The organism is Mycobacterium kyorinense (genome assembly GCF_001672775.1).
Taxonomy (GTDB): domain Bacteria; phylum Actinomycetota; class Actinomycetes; order Mycobacteriales; family Mycobacteriaceae; genus Mycobacterium; species Mycobacterium kyorinense_A.
Genome location: NZ_LZKJ01000125.1, coordinates 66,961 through 91,088, shown reverse-complemented (window position 1 = coordinate 91,088; position 24,128 = coordinate 66,961). Strand labels below are relative to the sequence as shown.

The 24,128-nt window shown below is 67.1% G+C and carries 23 protein-coding genes; 14 read left to right on the top strand and 9 right to left on the bottom strand.

Annotation, left to right across the window (positions count from 1 at the left end; all coding sequences use genetic code 11):
• Positions 1-35: 35 nt before the first annotated feature.
• Positions 36-743, bottom strand: coding sequence for a histidine phosphatase family protein (locus tag A5707_RS13870; protein ID WP_065015035.1), 708 nt, complete (start codon positions 741-743; stop codon positions 36-38).
• A 113-nt stretch (positions 744-856) separates the two neighbouring features.
• Between A5707_RS13870 and A5707_RS13865 the strand changes: the two genes are divergently transcribed.
• The gene (locus A5707_RS13865; protein WP_065015034.1) at positions 857-1,729 is read left to right on the top strand and encodes a MaoC/PaaZ C-terminal domain-containing protein; all 873 of its coding nucleotides are present in this window, start codon (positions 857-859) and stop codon (positions 1,727-1,729) included.
• Between the two features lie 72 nt (positions 1,730-1,801).
• Positions 1,802-2,107, top strand: coding sequence for a hypothetical protein (locus A5707_RS13860; protein ID WP_065015033.1), 306 nt, complete (start codon positions 1,802-1,804; stop codon positions 2,105-2,107).
• Position 2,108: 1 nt separating this feature from the next.
• Here the strand turns inward: A5707_RS13860 and A5707_RS13855 are convergent, their stop codons facing one another.
• A complete protein-coding gene (locus A5707_RS13855) occupies positions 2,109-3,332 on the bottom strand; it encodes a serine hydrolase domain-containing protein (protein ID WP_065015032.1) in 1,224 nt (407 codons plus the stop codon).
• A gap of 118 nt (positions 3,333-3,450) precedes the next feature.
• Here A5707_RS13855 and A5707_RS13850 point away from each other — a divergent pair, with 118 nt between their 5' ends.
• On the top strand, positions 3,451-4,197 hold the full coding sequence (locus A5707_RS13850) for an ANTAR domain-containing protein (protein ID WP_065015031.1): 747 nt from the start codon (positions 3,451-3,453) through the stop codon (positions 4,195-4,197).
• On the opposite strand, the gene otsB is transcribed toward A5707_RS13850, so the two are convergent.
• The gene (gene otsB / locus A5707_RS13845; RefSeq protein WP_065015030.1) at positions 4,194-5,336 is read right to left on the bottom strand and encodes a trehalose-phosphatase; all 1,143 of its coding nucleotides are present in this window, start codon (positions 5,334-5,336) and stop codon (positions 4,194-4,196) included. The two genes, A5707_RS13850 and otsB, sit on opposite strands and share 4 nt — an antisense overlap.
• A 57-nt stretch (positions 5,337-5,393) precedes the next feature.
• Between otsB and A5707_RS13840 the strand changes: the two genes are divergently transcribed.
• From A5707_RS13840 to A5707_RS13830, 3 genes are all read left to right on the top strand, one after another.
• Positions 5,394-6,269 (top strand): universal stress protein, encoded by an 876-nt coding sequence (locus A5707_RS13840; protein ID WP_065015029.1) that lies wholly within the window; start codon positions 5,394-5,396, stop codon positions 6,267-6,269.
• A gap of 38 nt (positions 6,270-6,307) precedes the next feature.
• Positions 6,308-9,619, top strand: coding sequence for an error-prone DNA polymerase (locus tag A5707_RS13835; protein ID WP_065015028.1), 3,312 nt, complete (start codon positions 6,308-6,310; stop codon positions 9,617-9,619).
• A gap of 103 nt (positions 9,620-9,722) precedes the next feature.
• Entirely contained in the window at positions 9,723-10,364 is a 642-nt protein-coding gene (locus A5707_RS13830) for a nitroreductase family protein (RefSeq protein WP_065015027.1), read from the top strand.
• Between the two features lie 69 nt (positions 10,365-10,433).
• Here the strand turns inward: A5707_RS13830 and A5707_RS13825 are convergent, their stop codons facing one another.
• A complete protein-coding gene (locus tag A5707_RS13825; protein WP_065015026.1) occupies positions 10,434-10,895 on the bottom strand; it encodes a tRNA (cytidine(34)-2'-O)-methyltransferase in 462 nt (153 codons plus the stop codon).
• Positions 10,896-10,970: 75 nt separating this feature from the next.
• Here A5707_RS13825 and A5707_RS13820 point away from each other — a divergent pair, with 75 nt between their 5' ends.
• From A5707_RS13820 to A5707_RS13800, 5 genes are all read left to right on the top strand, one after another.
• Positions 10,971-11,576 (top strand): class I SAM-dependent methyltransferase, encoded by a 606-nt coding sequence (locus A5707_RS13820; protein ID WP_065015025.1) that lies wholly within the window; start codon positions 10,971-10,973, stop codon positions 11,574-11,576.
• 213 nt (positions 11,577-11,789) lie between these two features.
• Complete coding sequence (locus A5707_RS13815; protein ID WP_065015024.1) at positions 11,790-14,558, top strand: sensor histidine kinase; 2,769 nt, start codon at positions 11,790-11,792, stop codon at positions 14,556-14,558.
• Entirely contained in the window at positions 14,555-14,968 is a 414-nt protein-coding gene (locus A5707_RS13810) for a roadblock/LC7 domain-containing protein (RefSeq protein ID WP_065015023.1), read from the top strand. Before A5707_RS13815 ends, A5707_RS13810 begins: the two co-directional genes overlap by 4 nt.
• A 6-nt stretch (positions 14,969-14,974) precedes the next feature.
• Complete coding sequence (locus A5707_RS13805) at positions 14,975-15,349, top strand: DUF742 domain-containing protein (RefSeq protein WP_065015022.1); 375 nt, start codon at positions 14,975-14,977, stop codon at positions 15,347-15,349.
• Positions 15,330-15,923: a GTP-binding protein gene (locus A5707_RS13800; RefSeq protein WP_065015021.1), complete on the top strand. Its 594-nt coding sequence runs from the start codon at positions 15,330-15,332 to the stop codon at positions 15,921-15,923. The genes A5707_RS13805 and A5707_RS13800 overlap by 20 nt, the downstream gene beginning before the upstream one ends.
• Before the next feature lie 12 nt (positions 15,924-15,935).
• Here the strand turns inward: A5707_RS13800 and A5707_RS13795 are convergent, their stop codons facing one another.
• Complete coding sequence (locus A5707_RS13795; protein ID WP_065015020.1) at positions 15,936-18,539, bottom strand: ATP-binding cassette domain-containing protein; 2,604 nt, start codon at positions 18,537-18,539, stop codon at positions 15,936-15,938.
• A gap of 82 nt (positions 18,540-18,621) precedes the next feature.
• The gene (locus tag A5707_RS13790; RefSeq protein ID WP_065015019.1) at positions 18,622-19,815 is read right to left on the bottom strand and encodes an NADH:flavin oxidoreductase; all 1,194 of its coding nucleotides are present in this window, start codon (positions 19,813-19,815) and stop codon (positions 18,622-18,624) included.
• Positions 19,816-19,853: 38 nt separating this feature from the next.
• On the opposite strand from A5707_RS13790, the gene A5707_RS13785 reads away from it, so the two are divergent.
• Together A5707_RS13785 and A5707_RS13780 are read left to right on the top strand one after the other, a co-directional pair.
• Complete coding sequence (locus A5707_RS13785) at positions 19,854-20,702, top strand: bifunctional methylenetetrahydrofolate dehydrogenase/methenyltetrahydrofolate cyclohydrolase (RefSeq protein WP_065015018.1); 849 nt, start codon at positions 19,854-19,856, stop codon at positions 20,700-20,702.
• On the top strand, positions 20,699-20,992 hold the full coding sequence (locus A5707_RS13780) for a DUF3017 domain-containing protein (RefSeq protein WP_419866426.1): 294 nt from the start codon (positions 20,699-20,701) through the stop codon (positions 20,990-20,992). Before A5707_RS13785 ends, A5707_RS13780 begins: the two co-directional genes overlap by 4 nt.
• On the opposite strand, the gene A5707_RS13775 is transcribed toward A5707_RS13780, so the two are convergent.
• From A5707_RS13775 to A5707_RS13765, 3 genes are all read right to left on the bottom strand, one after another.
• Complete coding sequence (locus tag A5707_RS13775; RefSeq protein ID WP_156657905.1) at positions 20,989-21,381, bottom strand: DUF732 domain-containing protein; 393 nt, start codon at positions 21,379-21,381, stop codon at positions 20,989-20,991. The two genes, A5707_RS13780 and A5707_RS13775, sit on opposite strands and share 4 nt — an antisense overlap.
• 84 nt (positions 21,382-21,465) lie before the next feature.
• The gene (locus A5707_RS13770; RefSeq protein WP_232000721.1) at positions 21,466-22,128 is read right to left on the bottom strand and encodes an AAA family ATPase; all 663 of its coding nucleotides are present in this window, start codon (positions 22,126-22,128) and stop codon (positions 21,466-21,468) included.
• Between the two features lie 7 nt (positions 22,129-22,135).
• On the bottom strand, positions 22,136-22,492 hold the full coding sequence (locus A5707_RS13765; RefSeq protein ID WP_065015017.1) for a type II toxin-antitoxin system prevent-host-death family antitoxin: 357 nt from the start codon (positions 22,490-22,492) through the stop codon (positions 22,136-22,138).
• A gap of 147 nt (positions 22,493-22,639) precedes the next feature.
• Here A5707_RS13765 and A5707_RS13760 point away from each other — a divergent pair, with 147 nt between their 5' ends.
• Positions 22,640-24,094: an FAD-dependent oxidoreductase gene (locus tag A5707_RS13760; RefSeq protein ID WP_065015016.1), complete on the top strand. Its 1,455-nt coding sequence runs from the start codon at positions 22,640-22,642 to the stop codon at positions 24,092-24,094.
• Positions 24,095-24,128: the final 34 nt, after the last annotated feature.

Sequence of the window (24,128 nt, the reverse complement as noted above, 5' to 3'; positions counted from 1 at the left end):
CGCACTGTGACGGGATCGTCTAGATCAACCGCGGCCTAATAGCTGAAGTCGCGGACGCCATCCCAATCCACCAGCGTCCAGCCCATCGCGGGACTGCCCTTGATGACGACGCGCCCGGTGTTGGGCAGCGGATGGCTTTTCACCAAGCTGTCCTTGGGGTTCTTCACGTTCATCAGCGTCCAGTACATGATCGACGTGCTGTGCGAAAACGCGATCGGTTTGCTGTTGCCGCTGTCGTAGATCTTTTGGACGGCCGCGCCGAATTGGTCGTTGAACTTGCTCCCGCTGATGGACCCGGGGATGGCGTCCTGGTGATCGCCGTTGAGCCAATCCGCGGGCGCGAGCAGATAGGTCGAGCTGGCCCGGTCTGATCGGGTGTTGTCATACCAGCCGGCGTCGACTTCGCGGAGACCAGGCAGGATCTGAACCTGCTCGTTGAGTTCCTTGGCCAACGGGGCAGCGGTCTGCTGCGTGCGGACCATCGTCGAGGCGTACACGCCGTCGTAGTCGTTGCGGGCTAGCTGGTGGGCGAGCTGCTCGGCCTGCCCCTCACCTTCCTCGGTGAGGCCCGGACCGGGCACCTCGGTGTTGATCATGCCCGCGGCGTTGCTCTCGGACTCGGCGTGCCGCACAAAGGTCAACGTGATGGTGCGCATGTGCGGCGTTCCCCCCGAGCAGGCGCCGACGACGATGGCCGCGGCAAGCGCGGCCGCCGCCTTCCAGATAATGGTGCGGTTGAGCATGCCGATAGCCTGCCTTGTCAAGGGCGTCGGTGTGAAGCATTTGCCCGGGTTGGAATGAAGAAGTGTCGCGGCAGCACACACTGCCGAGTGAATCTGATCGAGAGGAGACCCGCATGGCGATCGACCCGAAGGCCGTCGGTGCGACGACGGAGCCGATGCTGTTCGAATGGACCGACCGCGACACGATGCTATATGCGCTCGGTGTCGGCGCCGGCACCGACGAGCTGTCGTTCACCACTGAGAACAGCCACGACATCAGCCAGCAGGTGCTGCCCACCTATGCCGTCATCTGCTGCATCGGGTTCGCGGCCGCGGCCAAGGTCGGCCAGTTCGACTTCAGCCAACTGCTGCACGGGTCGCAAGAGATCCGGTTGTTCGCCCCGCTGCCGCCGGCCGGCCGGCTCAGCGTCGTCTCCGAGGTGGCCGACATCCAAGACAAAGGCGAGGGCAAAAACGCGATCGTCATGTTGCGCGCCCGCGGCACCGACCCGAACACCCAGCAGGTCGTCGCCGAAACCCTGACCACGGCCGTCATCCGCGGTGCCGGCGGGTTCGGCGGAGAGCCGGGCCAGCGGCCGGCGGCGCCCGAGATCCCGGACCGCGAACCCGACGCCCGGATCACTTACGCCACCCGCGAAGACCAGGCCCTGCTCTATCGGCTCTCCGGTGACCGCAACCCGCTGCACAGCGACCCATGGTTTGCCCAAACGCTGGCGGGCTTCCCCAAGCCGATCCTGCATGGGCTGTGCACCTACGGGTTCGCCGGGCGCGCGCTCGTCGCCGAACTCGGCAACGGCGATGCCACCAAAATCACCAGCATCGCCGCACGTTTCACCTCGCCGGTGTTTCCCGGCGAAACGCTGACCACCTCGATTTGGCGCACCGAGTCCGGCCGGGCGGTGTTCCGTACCGAGGCGTCCGGGCCCGACGGCGGCGACGCCCGGTTGGTGCTCGAGGACGGCGCGGTCGAATACGCGGGCGAGTAGCGCGCACTGTTTGCAACCGAGTAATTTGCCGCAGTCGGTTTACCAGGGGCGTTCTTGTGGCACTTTGCGACTATGGCGTTCAAACTCACCTACAGCGACGGGCAAGAGACCGATTACGACGACGACACCAAATGGGAAGTCGAAAACGGCGTCCTGAAAATGGGACGGGAGCCGGGCAAGTGGACGGTGTTCATTTCCCCGAGTCATTGGGCCACCCTTGAGATAACTCAGGCTAAGGACGGCGGCAAAGACAAGGACGGCGGCAAAGACAAGGACGGCGAGAAAGACAAGGACGGCGAGAAAGACAAGGACAAAGAGGGAGGCGACGGCGAAGACCGCGACGAAGACGACGGCAAAGAGAACGAGAAGGACAGCTGAGCTATCGTCCCGGCGGCGCGTCGTTAGGCGCCAGTTCGGCGCCGATCTTGCGGAACAGCGTCTCGGCCTCGTTGCGGTAGTTGCCCTGGGCGTCGAATGCCTCGGGTTGGTAGGTGACCGCGACCGCGATCGCCGTCTTCTGCGCCGGGAGGTAGGCCTCGACGGCGGACTCGCCGGCGAACATCGGGTTCTGCAGCAGCCAGTTCCCGGAGATCACGATCCCGAGTCCGTAGGTGTAGTCGTCGTTGTGCACCCGACAGGTGTCGCAGCCCGGCAGCGCGGTGGTGTGGCCGCGCAGCTCGGTGGACACCATCGCCCGATACGACTCGGGCGAGAGCAGCTTGCCTGAGCCGATACCCACCGCGGTGGCCTCCATGTCGTAGATGTTGGTGGTCTGAACCGCACCGTGGGTCATCGTCCAGGACGGGTTCCAAAAGGTGGAGTCCTCGTAAAACGGTGTGCCGGCCGGGACCTTGAGCGCCGCGCGGCGTTCCGAAGTGAAGGCATGCAAGGTCGGCACTGGAATTTGCGGGGTGAACGAGTTGGCGGTGTTGAACAATGCCAGCGGCTCGAGCACCTTGTCCTGCAACAGTTTCGACATCGCCGCCCCGGTGGCTTTCTCCAGCGCCAGGCCGAGCAGCAGGTAGTTGGTGTGGGTGTAATTCCAATTGGTTCCGGGCTCATACAGCAGCGGCTTGTGCACCGCGTAGTCGAGCAACTCCTGCGGCGTCCATTGCCGGAACGGATCAGCGGCCCGGGCAGCGTCGAACTCGGCGTTGCCCAGCGCATAGTCGGGATAGCCCGAGGTCATCTGGGCGAGTTGCCGCAGGGTGACCCGGTCGGAGCTGGGAATGTCGGGAAGCCACTTCGACAGCTTGTCGTCGAGCCCCACCTTCTTCTCGTCGACGAGCTTGAGCAGCAGCGTCGCCACGTAGGAGATCGCCACCGCGCCGTTGCGAAAGAACATGCTGGGGGTGGCGGGCACGCCCGTCATCGCGTCGCCGACAGCCTGCGTGACGATCTCCTTGCCCCCGACGGTGACGCGCACAATCGCCGCCTTGAGGTGAGCCTGCGACATCGTGTCGTGGACGATCTTCATCACCGCTTGAGCCTTGGCCGGATCGGCGGACGAGGAGGAGGCGGGAAGTTCGTACGTCGAGGTGCAGCCCGCCGAAAGCACGGCAACGACGCACGCCACAGATCCCAGTCGCCGGAAGATCGCCATCGTTTGATCTTTACAGCTGCAGCCGAGCGCTGAGTAAGCAGACACTGGTGGATTGAGCGTCGACGGATGTGGGCACCCCCATCACGTCCGTTAAATCGTTCACGGTGGGGTTTCGGAAGTGCCAGATCAGACGTCATTTGGTCTGATTGCTCGCAGTGTCGTGCCGGAGTCGTCGGCGATGCCGATGCTGTTGCTGGATCCGACGCTGCGGATTCGTGGGGTGAACAGCGCCTATGAACGCGCGACCCTGCGCCCGCGCGACGAGCTGGTCGGTGAGCTGTTGTTCGAGGCGTTCCCGGACAACCCCGACGACCCGGAGGCGTGCGGCACCCACAACCTCGGTGCTTCGCTGGAGACCGTGATGCGCACCGGCCGTAGCCACGATATGTGGGTTCAACGCTATGACGTCGCCGATCCCGCGCAGTCGGGAAAATTCGTGCCGAAGGTGTGGGGCCCGCGCAATTCGCCGGTCTACGACCATGGCGAGCTGGTCGGCATCGTCCATCAGGTCGAAGAGCTGACCGATCTGCAAAGCACTCTGTCAGCGATGGCGCACGCGCTCGAAGCTGACGACACGTTATCTCCGGCCGAGCAACTGCACGTGCTGGCGGTTTTCGCGGCCGCGCTGCCAGCCGAGCGGGAACGACTCCGCGCGTTGTCCGCGGAGAACGAGCAGTTGCGCCAAGCGGTGGAAACCCGCGACATCATCGGCCAGGCCAAGGGCATGGTGATGGAGCGCTATGGCCTTAGCGCTGATGCGGCATTTCGGTTGCTGGTCAGATTGTCACAACAAAGCAATACCCGGGTCGTCGAGATCGCTCGCAGGCTGGTGGAAATCGACCAGCCGCGCGACACTGCCCTTTAAGAAACGGTGCCGCCGCGTTCGGTACCGATCTGACGTGCCAGCCGCCGCGTGAATGCAACAACGCGATCCGGACTGTCCAATGCGTAGCCCGCTGCGGTGGCGCGGTCACCGTCGTCGCTGTGGCGCACCACGATTCCGACGCCGTCGTCGCGGATCGCGTCAAAGGCGTCCTCGTCGGTGATGTCGTCGCCGAGATAAATCGGCAGCAGCGGGGCGGAGTCAGCATCTTGGATGTAGTCGAGCACCCAGTGCAGCGTCTTTCCCTTGTCCCAGTCGACGTTGGGCCGTAACTCGATGACCTCGCGCCCAGTGGTCACCCGCAGCTCACTGCGTCGGCCGGCGGTCCGCACGACGGCCGAAACCTCACCAACCCGGTTCCGTGCGGCATTTCGATAATGCACGGCGATACCAAATCGCTTGTGCTCCACGACAACACCGTCGACCGCAGCCAGCTGACTGCGTAACTCGGCAGCCGCCTTCTCGAGCACTGGGATGCTGGCGGCAGCTTCCTCGTTTTGGTGGTGCTCACCGTCGGCGCCGGTCAGCTCGAAACCATGACTGCCCGCATACCAGATGCCGGGTAGCCCGATCCGCTGCTGCACGTCGGCGAGATCGCGGCCCGACAGCACCGCAACCGGGCACCGCGTGGTCAACAGCCTCAACGCCTCGGCTGCGCCCTCGGCCAGCCGCGCGGTGTCGGGATCGTCGACGATCTCCGACAGCGTGCCGTCGAAGTCGAAGAACACCGCCGGGCGCTGTTCGGCCAGCTCGTCGGCGGCTTGCAGGCCGTCGGCCAGCTCCGACATCCGCCGATCTCCGGTCCGCACGGCGACCTCACCCAGGTCGGCGACCACCGCGTCGGCGCCCCGGTCACGCAGCCCCTCGGCGGATCCCGTCGCAACACCGATGACCAATGCGAATCCGGTGTCCCGCGCCGCGGCCACTCCCTGCGGTGTTGCGGTGACGACGGCACACCGGCCCGGCCGGACCGACAGCCGGTCCGCCGCCGCGACGAACGCGGGCGCTTCGGCTGGCGCGGTGGCGACACCGGCGTCGCGCAGTCGCTCGAGCAGTGCGGTGTCGGCCGGCAGGTCGAACAGCACCGCGTCGTGGCGGCGCGGGTCGATGACGACTGACATACCCATGACATTAGGTGCGCCGCCGAATTAGCGTGGTAGCAGGTGAGGAGGAGCATCATGTCGGCCCCGGTATCGCACAACGGAATTCTGGTCGGTGTGGACGGATCACCGTCGTCGAAAGTCGCGGTGAATTGGGCGGCACGCGATGCACTCATGCGTGGCGTTTCGCTGACGTTGGTCCATGTGCTCGCCCCGCCCGTGGTGATGACCTTTCCGGAGACCCCGATGCCGCCCGGGTACATGGAATGGCAAGAGGAGCAGGGGCAACGCCATCTGCAAGAAGCCTTGACGCTCGCCCAGCGGGCCGGGCTGGCCCACGTCGGCACGGAATCCATAGTCGGCTCAACCGTTCCCACCCTGGTGGACTTGACGAAGGAAGCCGCGATGGTGGTGGTGGGATGCCGCGGCCACGGATGGTTGCGGCGCAGCCTGCTGGGCTCGGTCAGTTCCAACCTCGTCCGGCACGCGCGCTGCCCGGTGGCGGTCATTCACGACGAAGAACCCTCGGCGCACCCCGCCGACGCCCCGGTGGTCGTCGGTGTCGACGGTTCCCGGGTCTCCGAGGCGGCGACGGCGGTGGCCTTCGAGGAGGCGGCGTTGCGCGGCGTCGAGCTTGTCGCCGTGTACGCCTGGCACGACGCCAACGTCTTCGAGTTCGCCGGTATCGACCTCGCCACCATGCAGTCGGAAGGCGAGCGGGTACTTGCCGAGGCGCTGACGGGCTGGCAAGAGCGCTATCCCGAAGTCACGGTGCGCCGCGTGGTGGTGAGCGACCGGCCCGCCGACCAGTTGATCGAGCAATCACGTTCCGCCCAGCTGGTCGTCGTCGGCAGCCACGGTCGGGGCGGCTTCGCGGGCATGTTGTTGGGTTCGGTCAGCGTGGCCGTCGTGCAGGCGGCACGTACGCCGGTGATCGTGGCCCGGGGGGCATAGCCAATTCACTTCGAACATATATTCGATACACTGGCCGGGTGGGCTGGGGCAATGGCCCGCCGACCTGGGCGGAGATGGAGCGGGTGCTCGACGGCAAGCCCCGCGGCGATCGCAAGCGCGGCGAAGCCGAGCGCGGCGGGTCCCTTGCGGCTGCGCCGCCCGACGACGGCCCCCGATCGCGCAAGCGTGGAAGCTATCAGCCGCCGGAGGGTAACCGGGCAATTCGTTCGTCGGTCGCCTATGCCGAGTTGCACGCGCATTCGGCGTTCAGCTTTCTCGACGGGGCCGGCACGCCGGAGGAGTTGGTCGAAGAGGCCGTGCGACTGGATCTACGCGCTATCGCGCTGACTGATCACAACGGTCTGTACGGCGCGGTGCGGTTCGCCGAAGCCGCCGCGGAACTGGACATGGCAACCGTCTTCGGCGCCGAACTGTCTTTGGCGTCCGGCGCCCGCACCGACGAGCCCGACCCGCCCGGTCCGCACCTGCTGGTGTTGGCCCGCGGTGCCGAAGGCTATCGACGGCTGTCCCGGCAGCTGGCCGCCGCGCACCTGGCCGGCGGTGAAAAAGGTAAGCCGCGCTTTGATTTCGATGCGCTGTCCGAGGCAGCGGGCGGGCATTGGCACATTCTGACCGGCTGCCGTAAAGGCCATGTCCGGCAAGCGCTTTGTAGCGGAGGCCCGGAGGCGGCGGCGGTGGCGTTGGCCGAGTTGGTGGACCGATTCGGCGCCGAGCGAGTCAGCGTCGAACTAACCCATCACGGCCAGCCATGCGACGACCAGCGCAACGCCGAATTAGCCGAGCTGGCAACTCGATTCGGGCTCGGCGTCGTCGCCACCACCGGCGCACACTTCGCTGCGCCCTCGCGAAGTCGACTGGCGATGGCCATGGGCGCGATACGGGCCCGCCAGTCCCTGGACGAGGCCGCCGGCTGGCTGGCCCCGCTGGGCGGCTCGCACCTGCGCTCCGGAGAGGAGATGGCCCGGCTGTTTGCCTGGTGTCCCGGCGCGGTGACCGCCGCGGCCGAGCTTGGCGAGCAGTGCGCCTTCGGGCTGGCGTTGATCGCTCCCCAGCTGCCGCCGTTCGACGTGCCGGCCGGCCATACCGAAGACAGCTGGCTGCGCGAGTTGACGATGACCGGTGCCGGTGACCGCTACGGCCCCCCCGAGCAGGCGCCGAAGGCCTACGCACAGATCGACCATGAACTGAATGTCATAGAGCAGCTGAAGTTTCCGGGCTATTTTTTGGTGGTCCATGACATCACCCGGTTCTGCCGGAAGAACAACATCCTGTGTCAGGGCAGGGGATCGGCGGCCAACTCCGCGGTCTGTTTTGCGCTCGGGGTCACCGCGGTCGATCCAGTGGCCAACGAGCTGCTGTTCGAACGCTTCTTGTCGCCGGTTCGCGACGGCCCGCCCGACATCGACATCGACATCGAGTCGGACCAGCGGGAAAAGGTCATCCAGTACGTCTATGACCAATACGGTCGCGACTATGCCGCCCAAGTCGCCAACGTCATCACCTACCGCGGGCGGATTGCGGTGCGGGACATGGCCCGTGCGCTGGGGTTCTCGCAGGGGCAGCAGGACGCGTGGAGCAAACAGATCAGCACATGGAACGGGCTGGCCAACTGTCCCGACGTCGACGGCATCCCCGAGCAGGTGATCGACCTGGCGACGCAAATCCAGAACTTGCCGCGGCATATGGGCATCCACTCCGGCGGCATGGTGATCTGTGACCGCCCGATCGCCGACGTGTGCCCGGTGGAATGGGCGCGGATGGAAAACCGCAGTGTGCTGCAGTGGGACAAAGATGACTGTGCAGCAATCGGTTTGGTGAAATTCGATCTGCTCGGGCTGGGCATGCTCTCAGCGCTGCACTATGCCGTCGACTTGGTGGCCGAACACAAGAGCATCGAGGTGGACCTGGCCAAGCTGGACCTCTCCGAACCGGCGGTCTATGAGATGCTGGCCCGCGCCGATTCGGTCGGGGTATTCCAGGTGGAGTCGCGAGCCCAGATGGCCACCCTGCCGCGTCTACGACCACGCAAATTCTATGACCTGGTGGTCGAGGTTGCGCTGATCCGTCCCGGGCCCATCCAGGGCGGCTCGGTGCATCCCTACATCCGGCGACGCAATGGCGTCGACCCGACTGTCTACGACCACCCGTCGATGGAATCCGCGCTGCGGAAAACCCTTGGCGTACCGTTGTTTCAGGAACAGCTGATGCAGCTCGCGGTCGACTGCGCCGGGTTTTCGGCGGCCGAGGCCGACCAGTTGCGGCGGGCCATGGGGTCCAAGCGCTCAGCCGAGCGGATGCGACGGCTGCGTGGCCGGTTCTACGACGGCATGCGTCAGCTACACGGCGCCCCCGACGATGTGATCGAGCGGGTGTACGAAAAGCTGGAAGCGTTCGCCAACTTCGGCTTCCCGGAAAGCCATGCGCTGAGTTTCGCGTCGCTGGTGTTCTACTCGTCGTGGTTCAAGCTGCACCATCCGGCGGCGTTTTGTGCAGCGTTGCTGCGTGCCCAGCCGATGGGCTTCTATTCGCCGCAGTCGCTGGTGGCCGACGCCCGCCGGCACGGGGTGATCGTGCACGGGCCCGACGTCAACGCCAGCCTCGCGTACGCCACCCTGGAGAACGCCGGGATGCAGGTGCGGCTGGGGCTGGGCAGTGTGCGTCATATCGGCGACGATCTGGCCGAGCAACTGGTGGAGGAACGAAAAGCCAACGGCCCGTTTACTTCTCTGCTGGATTTGACGATGCGTGTGCAGTTGAGCGTGCCGCAGACCGAAGCGTTGGCCACTGCCGGAGCGCTGAGTTGCTTCGAGCTCTCCCGACGGGAGGCGCTGTGGGCGGCGGGGGCGGCCGCCACCCAACGCCCAGACCGCCTGCCCGGAGTGGGCTCGTCGTCGCACATCCCGGCGTTGCCGGGGATGAGCGAGCTGGAGCTGGCCGCCGCCGACGTGTGGGCGACCGGCATTTCCCCGGACAGCTATCCGACCCAGTTTCTGCGCGCGGATCTGGATGCGATGGGGGTGCTGCCCGCCGAGGCATTGTTGTCGGTGCCCGACGGCGATCGGGTGTTGATCGCCGGCGCGGTGACTCATCGGCAACGGCCGGGGACCGCCCAGGGAGTGACGTTTCTCAACCTCGAAGACGAGACCGGGATGGTCAACGTGCTCTGCACGCCAGGAGTGTGGGCGCGACACCGCAAGCTGGCGCAGACAGCGTCGGCGCTGGTGGTCCGCGGCCAGGTCCAAAACGCCAGCGGCGCAGTCACTGTCGTCGCCGAGCGGTTGGCCGAGCTGACCTTGAGAATGGGCTCGAAGTCCCGCGACTTCCGCTGATGTTCCGCGCGAGTTCGTGCGCGAGCGTGCGTAAAACCGGTTATAGACCCGGCGTGTCGTCCGGGGACACGCACGCTCGCGCCCAGGGGGATAACCTCCACACATGACCTTGAATCTGTCGTTCGACGAAGTACTCACCACCACCCGATCGGTGCGCAAGCGCCTCGACTTGGACAAGCCGGTGTCCCGCGACGTGCTCAACGAATGCCTGGAGTTGGCGCTGCAGGCGCCCACCGGCTCCAACGCGCAGGGCTGGCAGTGGGTGTTCGTCGAAGACGCCGACAAGAAGAAGGCGCTGGCCGATATCTACCGCGCCAACGCCACTCCGTACCTCGACCAGCCCAAGCCGGAGTACGGCGACAGCCGCGACGAACGCCGACCCCACGTCTACAGCTCGGCCAAATATCTCAACGAGCACTTCCACGAGGTGCCGGTAATGCTGATCCCGTGCCTGGAGGGCCGCCCGGACGGGGCGCCGGCCGGGATGAGCGCGTCGTTCTGGGGATCGCTGCTGCCGGCGGTGTGGAGCCTGATGCTGGCGTTGCGCTCCCGCGGCCTGGGCTCGGCGTGGACGACACTGCACCTGCTCGGCGACGGCGAGAAGCAGGCCGCCGACCTGCTCGGCATTCCGTTCGACAAATACAGCCAGGGCGGGCTGTTCCCGATCGCCTACACCAAGGGCACCGACTTCAAACCCGCCAAGCGGTTGCCCGCCGAGACCGTCACCCACTGGAACAGCTGGTAATGCCTTCGCCGAATGCCAGTTATGCCACGGTTCGAGGCGATTCGCGTGCATTAAGTGGCCACTCGGCGGTCAAGAACCGCTGAACCCCTGCTGGCGCCACGCTTCGTACACCGCCACCGCCGCGGCGTTGGACAGGTTCAGCGACCGTCGCCCGCTCAGCATCGGGATGCGGACCGCGTCGGTGATGTGCGCATCGGCCAGAGTGGCCGCGTCCAGCCCGGTGGGCTCCGGCCCGAACATCAACACATCGCCGGGCTGATAGCTCACCTCGGTGAACAGCGTCGTCGCATGCGCGGTGAACGCGAAGACCCGCCCCGCCGACAACGTCTGCCACGCGGCCTCCAGCGAGGGGTGCACGGTGACCGACGCCAGGTCGTGGTAGTCCAGCCCGGCGCGACGCAACTTGGGTTCGGACAGGTCGAAGCCCAACGGCTCGACCAAATGCAGCTCACAGCCGGTGGCCGCCGCAGTCCGGATCGCGTTACCGGTATTGGGCGCAATCCGGGGCGAGTAGAACAGCATCTTGAACACAACTCGCCATCCTCCCCTGTACACGGGTGCTCGCCAGCTACGGAGGCGCCGTCTGCTCCGGGGATAATTGCTCCTATGGTCGAGCAGAGCATCTGGATGCAGAGGGTCGCGGCCGATCCCGGCCATTCGCACTGGTACATCGAGCGCTTCCGCGCCATGGCGCGCGCCGGCGAGGATCTGGTCGGCGAGGCTCGGCTGGTGGACGCGATGGCGCCCCGCGGGGCCCGCATCCTCGACGCCGGCTGCGGCCCGGGCCGGCTGGGCGGGTATCTGGCCGCGGCCGGTCACCAGGTGGTCGGCGTCGACGTCGACCCCACGCTGATCGAGGCGGCCGAGCAGGACCATCCCGGATCACGCTGGCTCGTCGGCGACCTCGCCGAACTCGACTTGCCCGCGCGCGGCATCACCGAACCGTTCGACCTCATCGTGTCGGCGGGCAATGTCATGACCTTCCTTGCCCCGAGCACCCGCGTCCAAGTGCTGGGCCGGCTGCGCGCCCACCTGAGGGCCGGCGGTCGAGCGGTGATCGGCTTCGGCGCCGGCCGCGACTACGAGTTCGCGGAGTTCCTCGACCACGTCGCCGACGCCGGGTTCGCCCACGATCTGCTGTTGTCCACCTGGGATCTGCGACCGTTCACCGACGACTCCGAATTCCTCGTCGCGATCCTTCGGCCGGCGTAGGCCTTGCCGGTTTGCTCAGCTATCGTTTCGGCAGTCCGGCACGGGGTCGCGAACTCTGTCTGTTCAGTAAGAATTATGGTCACCGTGGCCGCAGGCTGTCATACTCGTCGGATTGCCAGGCGTATATATCGCTCGCCCGTCTGCCTGGGCGGGTGCAATTGAGCAGGAAGTCCTATGAACGACGCGCGAACACACAGCCGTGGTTCGGGCCCCATGTTCGCCCGCCCGGCCGAAGTGGTCGAGCCGGCTGATCCAGAAACCCCAAGCGCGGAAGTCGCTGCGTCGCAACGACCGCCGACATGGTCGCTGCGCAATTGGCCGGTCCGTTGGAAAGTCGTCGCGATCGTCGTGGTGCCGCTGGCGCTCGCGATGGTGTTCGGCGGATTGCGGATCGCCGGCGCCATGACCGACGCGAAGGATCTGCGCCGCGCCGCCGACCGCGCCGAAGTCGTGCCGGCCATCACCAAATACATGTCGGCACTCGACGTGGCGTTGCTGGCCACCTCCACCGGGGGCGATGTCGAGGGCGCCAAGAAGAACTACGAGGCGCGCAAACACGAACTGCAGGCGCGGTTGGCCGACACCGACGCCGCGCCCGACGTTCGAGCCGGCGTCAACACCATGCTCAACGGCGGGCAGGCGTTATTGGACCGGGTGGCATCGAACAGCATCGGCTTGCGAGAGCGGGTGACCACGTATGCACCGATCCTGCTGACGGCCGAGAATGCCGTGGACGGGTCGGTACGCGTCGACAACGAGAAGATCCGGGCCGGTGCGCAAGGCCTGAGCCGCGCGATCGGGGCCCGCGGCCAAATGATGATGCAGCAGCTGCTGGTCACCCGTGGCGGGGATCTGCCCGAGCCGGAGCTGCGCACCTCGATGATCACGTTGGCCGGCACCGAGCCGTCGACGCTGTTCGGGATGGCCGAGGTGCTCGGCGTCGGGTCACCGGACGCCAAGAAGCTGCAGCAGCAGATGGTGACCCGGATGGCGATTATGTCCGACCCGTCCAGCCTGCTGGTCGACAACCCGGCGCTGCTGCGGTCGATCCAGACCACCGACTCGATCGCCGCGGAGCTGATCAAAGACACCACCGCCACGGTGACCAAGTCGGTGGAGGATCGGGCCAACGATCGCCGCGACGCTGCGATCCGCGACACCGTGCTGGTGCTGGCAGCCATCGTGGCCGCACTGGTGATCGTGCTGCTGGTGGCGCGCTCGCTGATCGCCCCGCTGCGGGTGTTGCGCGACGGCGCGCTGAAGGTCGCCCACGAGGACCTCGAACGTGAAATCGCCCGGGTACGGGCCGGCGACGAGCGCGCCCCCGAGCCACTGCCGGTCTACACCACCGAGGAGATCGGACAGGTCGCGCACGCCGTCGACGAACTGCATACCCAGGCGTTGCTGCTGGCCGGTGACGAGGCGCGGTTACGGCTGCTGGTCAACGACATGTTCGAGACCATGTCCCGACGCAACCGCTCGCTGGTCGACCAGCAGCTCTCACTGATCGACCGGCTGGAGCGCAACGAGGACAATCCCGATCGTCTCGAGAGTCTCTTCCGGCTGGACCACCTGGCCGCCCGGATGCGCCGCAACGGAGCCAACCTGCTGGTGCTGGCCGGCGCCCAAAGCTCGCGGGGCGATCAGCGCGAGCCGGTGCCGCTGGCGACGGTGATCAACGCGGCCACCTCCGAGGTCGAGGACTACCGCCGGGTGGAGACCCCGACGGTGCCCGAGTGCGCCATCGCCGGCGTCGCCGCCGGCGACGTCATCCATCTGCTCGCGGAGCTGATCGACAACGCGCTGCGCTACTCGCCGCCGACCGCACCGGTCCGGGTGACCGCCGCACGCCGCAACGACGGCGGAGTCCACCTCGAGATCGTCGACGCTGGGCTGGGCATGACCGACGCCGACCGGCGCATCGCCAACATGCGGTTGCGCGCCGGGGGCGAGGTCACCCCCGACAATGCCCGCCACATGGGTCTGTTCGTCGTGGGCCGGCTGGCCGGCCGGCACGGCATCCGGGTGCGGCTGCGCGGCCCCTCCCGCGACGACCGCCGTTCGGGCACCACCGCCGAGCTGTACCTGCCGACATCGGTGCTGGCCGACGCCGAGCAGTATGGCGAGCCGGTATCTGCTGTGCCGCCGCCGCGCACTGTCGACGACGCCGTCCCGGCGCCCGACTACGCCGAAACCGCCGAATTCGCCGCGGCGGCCCAACCGGCGGAGCGCAACGGGTCGCATTCGCCCGACTCACCGTTTGGCCTGTTGCCGCGGCGCACCCCCGGGTCCAGCGGCATCACCGGAGCGCCGCCCGGCCCGCCCGAGCAGGACGATCGACCGGGCCGACGCGAACTGCCGGAACCCTGGCGTCAGACCGAGCGCCAGGAGCCGGTCGGGCCGTCTGCGCCGCAACCGTTTTCGAATACCTCTTCGTTCTTCTCCTCGCGAGCACGGGCCATGTCGGAGCCCGATGTCGAGGAGCCGCACGACGACTGGCCGCCGGATGTCGCCGCGTCGCCGGGCCGCGCCAACCAGGCACCGGAGGCGCCCGAGGACCTGATCTATCAGCGGATGCTCTCCGAGTGGCTCGTCGATCCGCACGAGTTGGCGCGCAGCGCAGACCTGGACTGGAAATCGGTGTGGGACCGTGGCTGGTCGGTGGCCGCCGAGGCCGAGAACGTACCCGTCCAGGACCACACCGAGCAGGGGCTGCCGGTGCGTGAACCCGGTGCGCGTTTAGTGCCCGGCGCGGCCGTCGAGGCGCCCCCCGACCGCGGGGACCGGGTCAACGGCGTCGCGCAGCATCGGGCCGACGAAGCCGACGCGGTAGCATCGAACGGCGGATTTGGTTCCGGCCGGCATCAAGCTCCGGCGCGAAACCCGGACGCGATCCGCGCTTCCATCAGCAGCCACTTCGGCGGTGTGCGCGCCGGACGGTCGCACGCCCGCGAGACACATCAAGGACCCGATCACGAATGACCAACCAGGCGTACGGCAACTCGCTGGATTGGCTGGTATCGAACTTCGCCCGCGAGGTGCCCGGAGTGTCGCACGCGATTCTGGTATCCGTCGACGGACTGCTGATGGCTGCCAGCGAGCACCTGCCGACCGACCGGGCGGATCAACTGGCCGCGGTGTCGTCCGGGCTGGCCAGCCTGGCCACCGGCGCCGCGCAGCTGTTCGACGGCGGGGCAGTGCTGCAGTCGGTGGTGGAGATGCAGAACGGCTACCTGTTGTTGATGCGCGTCGGTGACGGCTCGCATCTGGCCACGTTGGCGTCGACGTCGTGTGACATCGGCCAGATCGGATACGAGATGGCCGTGCTCGTGGAACGGGTGGGCGGCGTCGTCCAGTCGTCGAGACGCGCCCAACCCATCCAGCACTCGTGAGCCGCCATGGACAGACGCGAGCCGCCGCCACCGCGACCTGAGGCGAGCCTGGTCCGCCCCTACACGCTGACGGCCGGACGGACCGACACCACCGTCGACCTTCCGCTGGAAGCGCCGGTGCAGACGTTGGAGTCGGCGCTGTTCCACAAATGGCCGACCGACGACATGAGAGGAAGAATCGTCCAGCTGTGCACCAAAAGCCCCTCCGTTGCCGAAATCTCGGCCCGGCTGAATCTGCCGCTGGGCGTGGCGCGCGTCCTGGTCGGAGATCTGGTGACCGCGGGCTACCTTCGAGTGAGCCCGACCTTGACCGAGCGTTCGACCCGCGATGAACGCCGCGAACTCATAGGAAGGACGCTGCGTGGCCTTCGAGCACTCTGAGCGGCGGGACCCGCGACGGGAAACAGCTTCGACGAAGATCGTCGTCGCGGGCGGGTTCGGCGCCGGCAAGACGACGTTCGTCGGTGCGGTGTCCGAGATCATGCCGCTGCGCACCGAGGCGATGGTCACCGACGCGTCCTCCGGAGTCGACATGTTGGAGGCCACCCCCGACAAGCGGACCACCACGGTGGCCATGGACTTCGGTCGGATCACCCTCGACGAGGATCTGGTGCTCTACCTGTTCGGCACGCCCGGGCAGCGTCGGTTCTGGTTCATGTGGGACGACCTGGTGCGCGGTGCCATCGGCGCGATCGTCCTGGTCGACTGCCGACGCCTGCAGGACAGCTTCGCGGCCGTCGACTTCTTCGAACACCGCAATCTGCCGTTCCTCATTGCGGTCAACGAGTTCGACGGTGCGCCAAGGTATCCGGTCGCCGAAGTGCGCAAAGCATTGGCGCTGGCCGCGCACATCCCGATCATCAGCATCGATGCCCGCGATCGCCGATCGGCCACCGACGCGCTGATTGCGATCAGTGAATACGCGCTGGCGAGCCTGTCGCCCACCGGCAGCTGACCTCGGCGATGCTCAGCGTTTGAGCCGGATGTGCCACCTGATGTAGAGGCCATAGGCCACCGACAGCGCGGCCAGCATCAACATGTCGATCACGAAGATGTGCTTCGAGTGCTGCCACCACCGGTCTTCGGTTGGAATTTGCGGCACTTTCACCAGGTGCGGGAAGTCGACCGACGACGCCCCGGCGGCGAACCCCCAGCGGGCCGGCGTCACAAACGACAGCTGGTTCAAACCGAACCGGCCGGTCACCGGGATCCCCATCCCGCCGCAGAGCACCAGCTGCGACATGATCGACACCACCAGCAGCGGCATGATCTGCTCGTTGGAATTCGCGAGCGCCGACAGCAGCAGGCCGAGCATCGCCGAGGCGACACAGGTGGCGGCCACGGTGAAGAACAACGACAACGTGGAGCTACCGAAGAACGGCGGATCCGCGGTGGGCGCGCCCTTGCCGAGCCGGACGATGATCACCGCGATCCCCGCCTGGAGGGTCGCGAACACAGAGAACACGACGACCTTCGCCAGCAGGTAGGCCGTGGTGGACAGCCCCACCGCCTGTTCTCGGCGGAAGATCGGGCGTTCGCCGATCAGGTCACGGATCGTCAACGCGGTGCCCATGAACACCGCGCCGATACACAGCAGCACCAGAATGTACTGCGGCTGCGTGGGCGCGGCGCCTTGTGGGTCAGCAACACCGAGTCCTGGCTTGTGCCCTTTCACGGTCAGCGTCAGCGCGCCCATCAGGAACGGCAATACCGCCAAGAACACCGTGTAGCCGCGGTCGGAAACGACGAGCCGAACCTGACGCCGGGCAATCGTCGATAGCTGCCGCCACAAGTCGGTGTGGACCGGCTCGCCCAAGTCGCCTGGCGCCTCCTGACGCCCGCCGGCTTGGGACGGCAGCTTGTCACCTTTCCTCTCGATGAAGCGCCGGTTGGCTTCGTCGGGGTCGGCGCCCACCTTGGCGAAGATTTCTGCCCAGTTCGTGGTACCGAACGCGGACTCGACCTGGCTGGGCGGACCGCAAAACGCGGTCTTACCGCCCGGCGCCACCAGCAGGATCTGGTCGCACACGTCGAGATAGGACACCGAGTGGGTGACCACCAGCACGGTGCGGCCGGCCTCGGCCAGCGACTTGAGCATGAGCATGACTTGCCGGTCCAGCGCCGGGTCCAGCCCGGACGTCGGCTCGTCGAGGATCAGCAGTGAGGGCTGGGTGAGCAGTTCCAGCGCCACCGAGGCGCGTTTGCGTTGGCCGCCGGACAGCTTGTCCACCCGGGTGTCGGCCTGCTTGGTCAGGTCGAGTTCCTCGAGCACCTGCGCGACCACCTGGGCGCGTTCCTCTTTGCTGGTGTCAGGGGGCAGCCGCAGCTCGGCGGCGTAGCCCAGCGCTTGGTTGACGGTGAGCTGGCGGTGCACGACGTCGTCCTGCGGGACCATCCCGATCCGGCTGCGCATCGTCGCGTACTCGCGGTGGATGTCGTGTCCCTCGAAGGTGATCGCGCCCTGGCTGGGATTGGTGTATCCGGCAACGAGCCGCGACAGCGTGGTCTTGCCCGCACCGGAGCCACCGATGATCGCGGTCAGCGTGCCGGGCCGAGCGGTGAACGAGATGTTGTCGATCAGTTCCTTGCCGTCGATCTTGAAGTGAACCGCGTTCACCTCCAGACCGCCGGTGCGGGTCGCGGCCTCGGTGCGGCGGACCAGGTTGCCGTCGGTGAATACCAGGTCGATGTTGCCGATCGTGACCACATCGCCCTCGCTCAGCACCGCCGAGCCCACCCGCACCCCGTTGACGAACGTGCCGTTGATGCTGCGCGCGTCGCGGATCTCGGTGCCCAGCGGCGACGGCACCAGGAACGCGTGGTGCCGCGACGCCAGCACGTCCTGGATGACGATGTCGTTGTCGTTGGCGCGTCCGATCGTGGCCGAACCGGCAGGCTTGTCCGGCGTCGCGGCTCCCGGCCGGAACGCCTGGAACATCTTGGTCGCCAGGTTCCCCACCTCGGGGGGCTTGCTGGCGGCCGGCGCCATCTGGGTGCGCGGTGAGGGCGGCGGCGGTGGTGGCTGCCGCGGCGGCGGCGGGGTGCTCGGATAACCCGCGCGCTGACCGCCGCTGTTCTGGTACATCGGCTGCGGTGGCGGACCGGAGGGATGAGACGGGCCGGGGGGATGGGGCCGCATGCCGGGAGACTGCGCGGCGTGCGGTGCGCTGCCCCCGCGCGCCGGCTGCGGCTGCGACGGCCGCGGCGGCGGCTGAACGACTCGCATCGAGGCGGTCTGTGGCGGTCGGCCGGCCATCCCGGCGTGCCGTCCGACTTCGAAAGTCAGCCGCGGCCCGTCCGGATTGCCGATGTTGACCGTCTGGCCGTCGTGGATGTCGACCACCGGGACTCGGCGTCCGTTGACGAACGTCCCGTTCAACGAACCGTTGTCGATCGCCAGCCAGCGACCTTGGTCGAACCGCAGCAACAGATGCGCGCGCGAAATCAGCGGATGGGTGATGCGCATGTCGGCGCGAAGGTCGCGACCGACGACCACGTCATGGCCCGCCGCGAAGGTACGTTCAGATCCGTCGTATCGAACCGTCAGCGCGGGCGGTGCTGCTTGACTCATCGAGACAACTGTAGCCGGTTGATTCACCGAACCGACTGTATGCGTTGTGGCGGCGGGCGGCGCAAGACGCTGCGCGCTGGCCCTACCCGACCGGCAATCGGTCGGGCGCGCCGGTCACCACGCAACGGGTGCGGCTGTAGATCGTCGGCATGCATTGGTTGCAGTGCGTACATGCCGAATGAACAGCGTGTTCGTCGCGGATCCGGTTGACCAAGTCGGGCTCGGCCAGCAGCGCGCGGGCCATCGCGACGAAGTCGAACCCTTCGGCCATCGCCAACTCCATCGTTTCCCGGTTGGTGATGCCCCCGAGCAAAATCAGCGGCATGGACAGCTCGGCGCGGAACAGCCGGGCGTCGCGCAGCAGATACGCATCGCGGTAAGGGTATTGGCGGAGGAACTTGTGACCGGTCATCCGCATCCCCCAGCGCAGCGGCGGCTTGAAGGCGCCGGCGAATTCCTTGATCGGCGCGTCGCCGCGGAATAGATACATCGGGTTGACCAGTGAGCTGCCGGCAGTGAGCTCGAGCGCATCCAGCCCGCCGTCGTCCTGCAGCCACTTGGCGGTGGTCAGCGACTCTTCGAGCGAGATACCACCGCGCACACCGTCGGCCATGTTGAGTTTGGCGGTCACCGCAATCTGCTGATCGACGGCGCGGCGAACGGCCAGTACCAGTCCGCGCGCGACCTTGGCCCGGTTCTCCAACGAGCCGCCGAACTCGTCGGCGCGCCGGTTGATCAGTGGACTCAGAAAAGAACTGGCCAAATAGTTGTGGCCCAAATGGATTTCGACGGCGTCGAATCCGGCGTCGACGGCCAGCCGGGCGGCGTTGGCGTGCGCCGCGATGACGTCGTCGATGTCGTCGCGGGTGGCCTTCTTGGCGAAGCGCATCCCGATCGGGTTGAAGAACCGCACCGGCGCCAGCGCGCGGGCCTTGTTGGAGCGGGCGTCGGCCACCGGGCCTGCATGCCCGATCTGAGCGCTGACCGCTGCACCCTCGGCGTGCACGGTCTCGGTGAGCCGGCGCAATCCGGCCACGGCCTCCGGGCGCATCCAGATCTGGTTGCCGCCGGTGCGGCCGCCGGGGGAGACCGCGCAGTAGGCCACTGTCGTCATGCCGACCCCGCCGGCCGCCGGCAGCCGGTGGTATTCGATCAGGTCGTCGGTCACCAGCGCATCGGGCGTGCGGGCCTCGAACGTCGCCGCTTTGATGATGCGGTTGCGCAGCGTCAGCGGACCGAGTTTGGCGGGAGCGAACACGTCCGGGGCAGCAGTCATAGCGGGAGCTTAACGGCGAGCATGAAACACTGTCAGGTGTGGCTGCGAACACACTGGACGGCAAAGCAACACGCGATGAAATCTTCGTCGACCTCAAGCAGCGGGTGGCGGCACTGACGGCCTCCGGGCGCACCCCCGGCCTGGGCACCATCCTGGTCGGCGACGATCCCGGCTCGCAGGCCTATGTGCGGGGCAAGCACTCCGACTGCGCCAAAGTCGGCATCACCTCGATCCGCCGCGACCTGCCCGCCGATGTCAGCCAGGCCAAGCTCGACGAGACCATCGACGAACTCAACGCCAACCCCGAATGCACCGGCTACATCGTGCAGCTGCCGCTGCCCAAGCACCTGGACGAGAACGCCGCACTCGAGCGTGTCGACCCCGACAAGGACGCCGACGGGCTGCACCCGACCAATCTGGGCCGGCTCGTGCTCAATACGCCGGGGCCGCTGCCGTGTACACCACGCGGCATCGTGCATCTGCTCCGCCGCTACAACGTGCCGATCGCCGGCGCGCATGTGGTCGTCATCGGTCGCGGTGTGACCGTCGGCCGGCCGTTGGGCCTGCTGCTGACCCGCCGCTCGGAGAATGCCACGGTGACGTTGTGCCACACCGCAACTCGTGACCTGGCCGCGCTGACCCGGCAAGCCGACATCATCGTGGCCGGCGTCGGCGTGCCGCATCTGCTGACGGCCGACATGGTGCGCCCGGGCGCGGCCGTCGTCGACGTCGGGGTCAGCCGCACCGACGACGGGCTGGTCGGCGACGTGCACCCGGGTGTCTGGGAGGTCGCTGGTCACGTGTCGCCGAATCCCGGCGGCGTCGGCCCGCTGACGAGAGCTTTTCTGCTGACCAACGTCGTCGAACTGGCCGAGGCTGCGCCGTGAGCGTGTCCGACCGGACCCGGATGATCTTCGCCGCCCAGTGGCCGATCGTGCTGGTCGTGCTGATCTTCGTCGTCGCCTTCGCGCTGGCTGCCGCCAACTTCTGGCGCCGCGGCGCGCTGCTGATCGGCATCGGTGCGGGGGCGGCGGCGGTGCTGCGACTGGTGCTGTCCGAGGACCGCGCCGGGCTTTTGGTGGTGCGCAGCAAGGGAACTGACTTTGCCACCACGGCGGTGGTGGCGACGGCGATGGTCTACATCGCGTCGACGATCGACCCGCTGGGGACGGGCTAGAGCGCCGGTATCCCCGGCATACCCGGCAGCTGCGGCAGGTTCGGCATGTTGCCGTCGGCCAGCGACGCCATCATCGACGGGCAGTACATCGAGATCGCAATGCTGGTGAACAACTGCGCCATACCCGGCGACATCCCGTTGTTGCCCACCACGTTCGACGCCGCGGACGCGAACGTTCCGCCCGGCTGAGCCAGCATGGGGCAGATGGACTGACCGAGCTCGGCCGCGCTGCCCGGATCTCCGTAGTTGACGCCGGCGCCGTTGAGCGCGGAGAGGAAACTGTCGTCGATCGAGTCGGCCTGCGCCGGCGCCGCCAATGCCGCAGCGGCGATCAGCCCGGTGGATATCGTCAGCGCGATTCTGTTGCGACAGCTGTTCAATGCCGGCATGCTCTGCTCCTCACTCACGTCGCTCCCAGGAACAGTGGGCCACGACAGTCACATTCACGACGCGATGAGGTCAAGGTTTGAACACTATGCGTCTGGTGGCGGCTCGAGTTCGAGCGCGGCGGCGACGATCGGCTTCGCCCAGTCGGGCGTGGACGACAGGTCGTCGGGACCGATGATACGTCCCCGATTGACGTGCAGCACAAGCTGCGGCTGCGGTGCTTGGCCGGCGGCCGGGTCGGCCTGCGCGGAGTTGTCGTAGACACGCAATTCGGTGAGCGCGGGCAGCAGATGCACCAGGTTGAGTCGGCTGTGCCGATAGCGGCGCCGGATGTCGGCGTCGGGAATGTCGTGGCCGCCGCCACGCACCCGCTGTCGGACCCGCTCGATGTGCGCGTCGGCGCTGGCCAGCCCGACATAGAACACGCGCACCTCGATTCCCTGCGACGCGGCTTCGGCGATCAGCCGGGCCATGGTGCTCCCACCCAGAGTGGTCTCGATCGCGAAATCAAGATGCTCGCGAATCGCTTTCTCCAGCATGCGTTTTCCCTGCTGCCACGCAAGTGAGTTGGCGCTGGCCTGGTCCAGGCTCGGGTCCGCCGCCCGCACCGCGCGCGCCACCTCGTCGGGATTGAAGTAGTCCGCCCCGGCGGCGCGAATGGCCGCACCGCCGATGCTGCTCTTACCGGCGCCGTTGACCCCGGCGAGCACGTACAGCCGGGCCGGCGGCGCATCGTCGTTGCGGGCCACCGAGTGGTTAGCGCGGGGGCGTTGGGCGGGCAGCCTGCACGGCAGCGCGGCCTAGCTGCGCGGGCGTGGCGTCGAACGCGGCCGCCATCGCCGCCTTGTTCTCCGGCCGTTGCATCCGGTCGAGCAGGTCGTCGAAACGCTCACTCAACTCGTCGAGGGCGGGCTCGCGCGAACGGGTCAGCGCTTCGAATTCGGCCACCGACAGCAACACCGCCTTGGGGGTGTTGTGCTTGGTGATCGCAACGGCGCCGGAGTGCGCGGCTTCCTCGAAGACTGCTCCGAACTGGTTTTTGAACCGGGTGGCCGCGACCGTCGGCAGGTCGACCAGTTTGCCGTCGCGATTGCGGAAGGTCAGTGTGGTCATGGTACGGCCCTTTCATTCGGAGGCCTGACGCTAGCCAATACAGCCATTATAGCCAATTTGGCTAGTTAATCCGACACGTCGTCCGGGTCGACGGATATCGCGGTTTCGTCGTCGACAATTCGGAGATGACACCTCAAAGGTCGTGCCGTGGCGCGTGAGATCTCGCGGCAGACGTTTCTGCGAGGTGCGGTCGGAGCGTTAGCCGCCGGCGCAGTTTTCGGTTCGGGTCGAGTCGGCTCGCTGCGGGCCGGCGCCGAGCCGGCCGCCTCCGGCTGGGAGGGTCTGGCCAACGCCCTCGGCGGGCATGTGTTGACACCCGGCGATGGTGGCCAATTCGCCACGGCCAAGCAGGTTTTCAACACCAACTATAACGGCTCGACACCAGCGGCTATCGTCGCTCCGACCTCGGCGGCCGATGTGCAGAAGGCGATGGCATTCGCTACCGCCCACAACCTCAAGGTCGCTCCGCGCAGCGGCGGGCACTCCTATGTGGGCGCCTCCACGGCCAACGGCACCATGGTGCTCGATTTGCGTCAGCTGGCCGGGGGAATCAATTACGACGCCGCCACCGGCCAGGTCACCGTGACGCCGGCCACCAGTCTGTATGCGCTGCACGAGGCGCTGGCCGCCGCCGGCCGGGGGATCGCGACGGGTACGTGCCCGTCGGTTGGCACCGCGGGACATGCTCTCGGCGGCGGGCTGGGGGCGCAATCCCGCCATGCGGGGCTGATGTGTGACGCGTTGACGTCGGCGTCGGTGGTGCTGCCCAGCGGGGAAGCGGTTACCGCGTCTGCCGCCAACCACCCAGACCTGTTCTGGGCGTTACGTGGCGGCGGTGGCGGGAACTTCGGCGTGACGACCTCGCTGACGTTCGCCACGTTCCCCACCGCCGACGTCGACGCGGTGAACCTCAACTTTCCGCCGCAGGCATTCGCGCAGGTTCTGCTCGGCTGGCAGAAGTGGCTTACTACGGCCGACCGCAGCAGCTGGGCGCTGGCCGACAGCACCACCGACGCGATGGGTACGCACTGTCGCATCCTGGCGACCTGCCCGGCCGGCACGGGCAGCAGCGTCGCCGCCGCGATCACGTCAGCCGTCGGAGTACAACCGACCGGCACCGAGAACCACACGTTCAACTATCTGGACCTGGTGCGGTATCTGGCCGTGGGCAATCTCAACCCGTCGCCGCTCGGCTATGTCGGCGGGTCCGACGTCTTCCCGACCATCAACGCCGGTGCCGCTCAGGGGATCGCCGCGGCCGTCGACGCCTTCCCGCGCGGCGCGGGCCGCATGTTGGCGATCATGCATGCGCTCGACGGCGCGCTGGCCACCGTGGCGCCAGGAGCTACCGCCTTTCCGTGGCGCCGGCAGTCCGCGCTGGTGCAGTGGTACGTCGAAACATCCGGTTCGCCGTCGGCTGCCACCAGCTGGCTGGCCACGGCGCACCAAGCGGTGCAACCGTATTCGGTCGGCGGCTACGTGAACTACATCGAGGTGAACCAGCCGCCGTCGCGCTATTTCGGCCCGAACCTAAGCCAGCTCAGTGCCGTACGCCAGAAATACGATCCCCGTCGGATCATGTTCTCGGGCCTGAACTTCTAGACCGTCGAACGTCGACTTGTTGGGCTCCAAACCG